7 protein-coding genes and 1 pseudogene are annotated in these 6392 nt (G+C 45.7%); 2 read left to right on the plus strand and 6 right to left on the minus strand.

Translation table 11 applies throughout. The features are described from left to right. The first annotated feature begins 153 nt into the window (after positions 1–153). Both GSO_RS03045 and GSO_RS03050 read left to right on the plus strand, forming a co-directional pair. A complete protein-coding gene (locus tag GSO_RS03045) occupies positions 154–432 on the plus strand; it encodes a hypothetical protein (protein ID WP_010488832.1) in 279 nt (92 codons plus the stop codon). A 60-nt stretch (positions 433–492) separates the two neighbouring features. Beyond that, on the plus strand, positions 493–993 hold the full coding sequence (locus GSO_RS03050; protein ID WP_010488833.1) for a universal stress protein: 501 nt from the start codon (positions 493–495) through the stop codon (positions 991–993). 179 nt (positions 994–1172) lie between these two features. Here GSO_RS03050 and GSO_RS03055 read toward each other — a convergent pair whose 3' ends face one another. The 6 genes and pseudogenes from GSO_RS03055 to GSO_RS03080 form a co-directional block, all read right to left on the minus strand. Beyond that, on the minus strand, positions 1173–2060 hold the full coding sequence (locus GSO_RS03055) for a helix-turn-helix transcriptional regulator (protein WP_010488835.1): 888 nt from the start codon (positions 2058–2060) through the stop codon (positions 1173–1175). A 475-nt stretch (positions 2061–2535) separates the two neighbouring features. Continuing rightward, positions 2536–3504: a DUF2785 domain-containing protein gene (locus tag GSO_RS03060; RefSeq protein WP_010488838.1), complete on the minus strand. Its 969-nt coding sequence runs from the start codon at positions 3502–3504 to the stop codon at positions 2536–2538. An 81-nt stretch (positions 3505–3585) separates the two neighbouring features. After that, positions 3586–3966 carry a DUF1694 domain-containing protein gene (locus GSO_RS03065; protein WP_010488839.1) on the minus strand — a complete coding sequence of 127 codons (381 nt, stop codon included), beginning with the start codon at positions 3964–3966 and terminating at the stop codon, positions 3586–3588. Between the two features lie 337 nt (positions 3967–4303). After that, positions 4304–4486 carry a hypothetical protein gene (locus tag GSO_RS03070; protein ID WP_010488841.1) on the minus strand — a complete coding sequence of 61 codons (183 nt, stop codon included), beginning with the start codon at positions 4484–4486 and terminating at the stop codon, positions 4304–4306. A gap of 252 nt (positions 4487–4738) precedes the next feature. Further along, the gene (gene sufB / locus GSO_RS03075; protein WP_010488843.1) at positions 4739–6175 is read right to left on the minus strand and encodes a Fe-S cluster assembly protein SufB; all 1437 of its coding nucleotides are present in this window, start codon (positions 6173–6175) and stop codon (positions 4739–4741) included. After that, positions 6168–6392 (minus strand): annotated as a pseudogene (locus GSO_RS03080) (iron-sulfur cluster scaffold-like protein); the annotation flags it as partial. The pseudogene GSO_RS03080 and the gene sufB, both read right to left, overlap by 8 nt.

Genomic DNA, 6392 nt, shown 5'->3' on the forward strand with positions numbered 1-6392 from the left:
AAATGGCAGGACGGCTGAGACAAGTGCCGGCGCTGCCACCCCCCCCTCGTTCTTGACCGGGTTATTCGTTTACGGGGCAATATTTAAAAAGCCAACCGCTTTTCCTTGCTGCTGTGGCATAATATAAGCAAACAGCTAGGAAGGACTGATCCTTTGACAATCATCTTAATGTGCATTTACGCGGTCGCCTTGTTCGGACTGGCGGCTTACACATGGCTTCATCGCTATCAAAACTTTCTGATTATCAAAAAACCGTCTCCGGGCATGACGCGTTTTCTCAAGAATTTCGCCTATCTCTTTACCCTTGTCGGCATTCTCGCTATTATTGGCGGGATTCTGTTCCCGATGTGGGCGAATTTGGTTATTTTGGTTATTGGCGCGTTTTTAGCAACGGTTTTTGTTTTTATCAGCCTGACCCAAATGAAGTTGTGAAACGCTTTTCATTTAATTTCCCGGTGGAATCAAGTACAATGAAGATAGAGGTGATGAGGAATGTTACAACAATATCAACATATTTTGGTTGCCATCGATGGCTCATATGAAGCCGAGTTAGCATTCAAAAAAGCGGTTGCGGTTGCCAAACGAAACCAGGCGGAGTTAATTCTTATTCATATCGTTGATACCCGAGCTTTCCAGAACGTTTCCAGCTTTGATTCAGCGATGGTCGAACAAGTAACGGAAAATGCTAAGAGCACCATGGAAGGTTATGTCGATCAGGCCAAAAAAGCCGGATTGGACAAGGTCAGTTTCAGCATTGAATACGGCGCGCCAAAAACAATCATCGCCAGAGACATCCCCAAAGCTAAAAATATCGATCTGATCATGATTGGGGCAACTGGTTTAAACGCCGTTGAACGTCTGCTGATTGGATCGGTCACCGAATATGTCACGCGGAACGCCTTATGCGATGTCCTCGTGGTTCGGACTGACTTGACCAACAAGCCGGCATTGGCAAGCACCAAAAAACCGACTGAGCAACATCAAGATGATTAAACGCTAGGCCGAATTGGAATGGCCGCTGCAAAGCTGGCGACTCACCATTCAATGGAGCCCGGCCCACACATAAACGACATTAAAATACCTGAGACCTTCGCCAGTGACATCAGCAGATGCAGGACGAAAGCCTCAGGTATTTTTTGGACGATCACCAAACAATTGCCGGTAACTTGCAGTTATGCAGTTTCGCTGTTTGGCTTTTGTGTCACCATTTCGGCAGCAAGACTTGCCGCCAGTGCAGTGGAACCGGTAACTTGTGCAAACGCAATGGCGATTTGATAACTTTTAGGCGCCTCCGGATTACCGAGTAATTTCAAGGCCCGAGCCTGCAAGGTATAAAGTTCGTCAAGCAAAAAAAGCTTATCGTGCTTGACAGCTTCACGAATACCATGGTCGGTATACTTCAAAACGGCTTTAAAATCACTTAGTTCGTAGTATACACGCGCAATATGCCAATAGATCGTCAGTTCAACATCGAGATACTTACTGTCAGACAGCGGCACATGCTTTAACATGCGTAATGCCTGATCAATGTAGACCCGTGAACGATCAAAGGTATGCTTGTCCGCATACGCCAGTCCTAAGCCAAGGGTTGCCAAAATGGCATATAAATCACGCTCTGAATTGACAAGCGGACTTAAAACCCGACCAAAGAAATAAATGGCCTCGTCAGGTGCGTTGTTCTTGAATAGCTCAATGATCCCTTGATAATAGTAATAACGCTTTTGATCATCTTCGCTTTTAATCTTATCCAGTCGGATCTTGCTCAGATTATCCGCTGCAACTGCGTATTGATGATGCTGAATCTGGTAATCAATCGCGTTAAGCAGTTGTTGAATCCGATCATGATGTTCGACAACAATATCATCAAGTTGTATCTCTAATCGACTAATAAGCCGCATCAGAATATTCATGCTTGGAACCTTATTTCTTTTTTCAATAAGGCTAATCGTTGCTTGCGTACAGATATTTGCTGCCAGTTCCGCCTGAGATAGGCCTTTTAACTTACGATAGTAGCGGACTTTATCCCCCAAAATCCGTAGCGTTTGCTGCTCCTTTCGCACACTTATCACTCCCCAGTGTTCCTTTTAACAAATCAACATAGAAGTCACGGGGTCTCCCCCTAACCTAGTGTCAATTATACGGATAAGTGGTTTTAAAAGCTAACAATAACAACCGGTATTTATTCTTTTTTTGTAAAAAAATTTTTTAAATTTTGAGCTTTGATAATGAAAAAGGTCACAATGTCAAAACTAGCATACTATAATATCTGTTTATTTATATTTAACCATAAATAATTCTATTGCTCAGGTCTTCAAAAATTGTTACAACTCATAGGCCATATGAATCAACCTCATCCTGCTTTTAGTAAGATTAAAAAATATACCAATCTCTTACTTAAAACTGGCTTCTGCTAAAACGCGTTCGCTGGCGCAGAAGTCTGCGTGTAAGGACCTCAGGCGCAATGGCCAAGATCGGGCCATCACGCCTGAGGCCACTTACACTCCGACTTCTAACCGCGCCAGCTCACGCTCTCATTCAGAAAAGATCAACAATCTGTTGAATGTAATCCGTAATCGGTTGCGGCAAATCAGCGCGTAATGTCAGTGCCTGCAACAGGCGATTGCGATTGTACCACCGTACCCAGAAAGCGTAGGATTCCTGCGGCCGAATGTTGACCAGCGTATGTTGCCAGTTCTTGAGGCACATTAAAAGCGTCTCGCTATAAAACTGGTTAACATTGGTGATACCGCTGAGATACAAGGCCATTCGATGATCCTCACCGAAAATTAACGGCGTTTCAATGCGCCGCCAAGCTTCCACGACTGCCGCCATCAAGAAAACTTTCTCCGATCGCGGCAACACGTCGACTTGACTCAGTTCTTCCAACATATTGCCAATATGCGTAAATGCATGGGCCCAGCCTTTGGTCTCAACGTATCCCCGGCCATCTCTTTCAAGCAGAATATACGTCCCGATATTCTGCACGGTTGCTAGATAATCGGCTTTACTAAGAATATGATAGCGATTCTGATCGGCATAAATCATACCGCTCAAAATCATCACCGCAAAACTGCGCAGAAACACGGCATCGTTTTGGGGCTCAAAGATATGACTGAACAAAATATCCGGCGCTTGCAACCGTTTAAAAAGCGCCTTGACTTGCTCATTGGTAAACGCTTCTGCTTGAAATAAATCATTGAATAAGAAAAAAACGCCTTTATCTCGAACGGCTGGCTTAGTGCTGGCTAAATGTGCCACCAAAAAGGCAATTTCATCATCGGTGATACTCGGATCACTCGTTTGTTTGATCCGTTTTTGAATGGAACGAATTTTTGCAATGGCAGTTTTATCATCGCGCGGAACGCTGACCCGCGTTTTTGATTCTGTTGCGACACTATCAATGACTTTTCCCAGCATATCCGGCAATGTTGCAAAAATTTTACCTTGATTCAATAAAGTCCGTAGCTGTTGAACTGTGGTTTGAATGGTATCAAGTTGCGTCAAAATGGGCCTCCTTTTAAAGCTAAATGGCGTTGTAGTGCATTTTGCTGTCGCCAAGCAATCCCGTGGCCATGCCTGCTGATTCTACAACAAAATCGGACGACTGATTTTTTGCGTTGGATGTGCAAGAACCCAGCCAAAGTCGGTTGGCAACACACGCTTGGTGACGCGCATCCCCGGTTGATTCATGATTGTAAAAGGATACTGATGCGCCAGCGCTTGCAACATATATTGATTGACTAAGCTTTCCCCCATCCGACCGTTCAAAAAGATTCGATAACCGGGATAGCGCGTCAGCACCGAATCAAGCATCGCCGTAATGCGGGCATCGCGGAGTTGCCGAATGGTCACCGCCATTGCGACCCGTTCGCGAAAGTTGCCTAGAAAAGCCCGCTTCTCATCCGGCTTAATGGTTGGAATACCCAACGCCATTGTTTTAATGAAATGTTCCAAGTCCTCAGCCATGATCTTCCTCCTGCCGCTTTATCATGATGTGCTACCCAGAAGTCGCGATTCGATTAGCCGTAGCCAATCCATACATTCACCCATTGTAGCACCCGTGTCTAAATAGCGTCCACTCACTCAGAACATCAAAAAACGACAAGACCGCATGGCAGCTATCACGCTTGCCATGCGGTCTTGTCGACGTTGGGATCAACCACCCGAACGATCCGACACCGTCTGAGCTACCCGAGTTTCCTCACTCAAGACAACGTCATCATGTTTAACTTCCTAAACCTTATTTTAAAAACAGTTGGCCACTTCCTTTCATTTACTACCCCGTCCCCCAACTTTGCCCGCCTCAAACGCGCTTTTTGCGATACAGACGCGCAATTCGCTCCACATAAGCCGGCGGAGCCTTTTCAATGCCTTCATGGCGATCCCGATAATGCCAGATCCGGCCAATGCTGATGCCAGTTTCCTGAGCAATTTTAGATAGCGCCATTGATTGCAAGACTTTCCTTGCTTTATCATAGTTGTCCATTAGCAGCCCCCTCAATGTTGCCATTTTGGTACCGCATCTATCATAAAACAAAAAGTTAGGCTTTCCTAATACTTTGTTTAAAAAAACAGCCAATCATTAACTAGCTGCGTATTCACGCTAGCATTGATGATTGACTTATTTTAGGCATACCAAAATTATTCAATGTTGGTATGTCAATTGTTCTGTGGGCAATCTGTGGTGAACGCCTTTCCTCATTGCCTTTAAACTCATTAAAACCGCGTCACCATCGCATCACCCAACCGAGCCGTCCATTTCCATGCCGATGAGGCGATTCAACTCAACTGCATATTCCATCGGTAACTCTTTGGTAAACGGTTCAACGAAGCCCATGATAATCATTTCAGTCGCCTTAGCTTCAGAGATGCCGCGGCTCATTAAATAATACAGCTGCTCTTCCGAAACTTTCGAAACCTTTGCTTCGTGTTCCATTGAAACCGTCGAATTATGGATTTCGTTGTATGGAATGGTGTCGCTTGAACTCTTTTCGTCCATCAGAATAGTATCGCATTCCACGTGACAAAAAGCGTTGTCGGCTTTCTTGGTAAACCGAACTGTCCCGCGATAGTCAACTGCCCCGCCATCTTTGGCAATGGATTTGGAGACGATCGAACTGCTAGTATTCGGCGCATTATGAATCATGCGCGCCCCGTTATCCTGATCGACACCTTCGCCAGCAACCGCAATACTGAGCATCGTACCGTGTGCCCCTTTGCCGTCCAGATAAACGCTAGGGTACTTCATGGTCGTCTTACTGCCAAGATTGCCGTCAACCCACTCCATCGTGGCATTATCAAGCGCCTGAGCCCGCTTGGTTTCAAGTGAGAACACATTCTTGCTCCAGTTTTGAATCGTCGTGTAGCGGCAATAGGCATCATTTTTAACGAAGACCTCGACGACCGCTGCATGCAGGCTGTCACTGGAATAATTCGGTGCCGTACACCCTTCAACATAGTTAACATGCGCACCCGGCTCCACAATGATGAGCGTCCGTTCAAACTGCCCCGTGTTCTCTGCATTGATCCGGAAGTAACTTTGAATCGGCACATCGGTCTGGACACCTTTAGGAACATAAATAAAACTGCCGCCTGACCAAACCGCACCATTAAGTGCCGCAAACTTGTTGTCACTAGGTTTAACTAATTTTCCAAAGTATTCATGCACGAGTTCGGGATATTCCTTCAACGCTGAATCCATGTCCATGAAAATAATCCCTAGCTTTTCAAATTCATTGCGCATATTGTGGTAAACCACTTCAGATTCGTACTGCGCACTGGCACCGGCCAGATATTTCCGCTCTGCTTGCGGCACGCCGAGGCGATCGAACGTTTTCTTGATCGTGTCCGGTACGTCATCCCAATCGCGATACGTCCGATCCGTCGCTTTTTGGAAATAAAGCATATTATCTAAATCCAAATCCGACAAATCCGGGCCAAAATTCGGCATTGCCAGCTTACGGTAAGTCGCATACGCCTTTAGCCGATAATCCAGCATCCACTCCGGCTCATGTTTCTCCGCCGAGATGGCCCGCACCGTTTCTTCGGTAAGTCCACGCCCAGTTGAATAAACCGGCTTGATATCGTCTTTGAAATCAGCGGGATTTTCGTCAGGTAAAAAGTCGATATCCGCCGCAACAGTTTCGTTATTTTTAGTGTTTTTTGTCTCAGTCATCGGTTTTACCTTTCTGCGTCAAAACTTGCGCAGCTGCTTTCCATGCTAACGTGGCACATTTAATCCGTGCCGGAAACTGATGAACCCCTTTTAACACAGCTGCATCCCCCAACCGGTCGGCATCAGGAACATCGCCTTTGATAATCAAGTCGGAAAAAGTTTCGACCATCTGCTCGATTTCGGCTGGCGTTTTACCTAAAATCTGATCGGTCATCAG

Source organism: Lacticaseibacillus zeae DSM 20178 = KCTC 3804, from assembly GCF_000260435.1.
Lineage (GTDB): Bacteria > Bacillota > Bacilli > Lactobacillales > Lactobacillaceae > Lacticaseibacillus > Lacticaseibacillus zeae.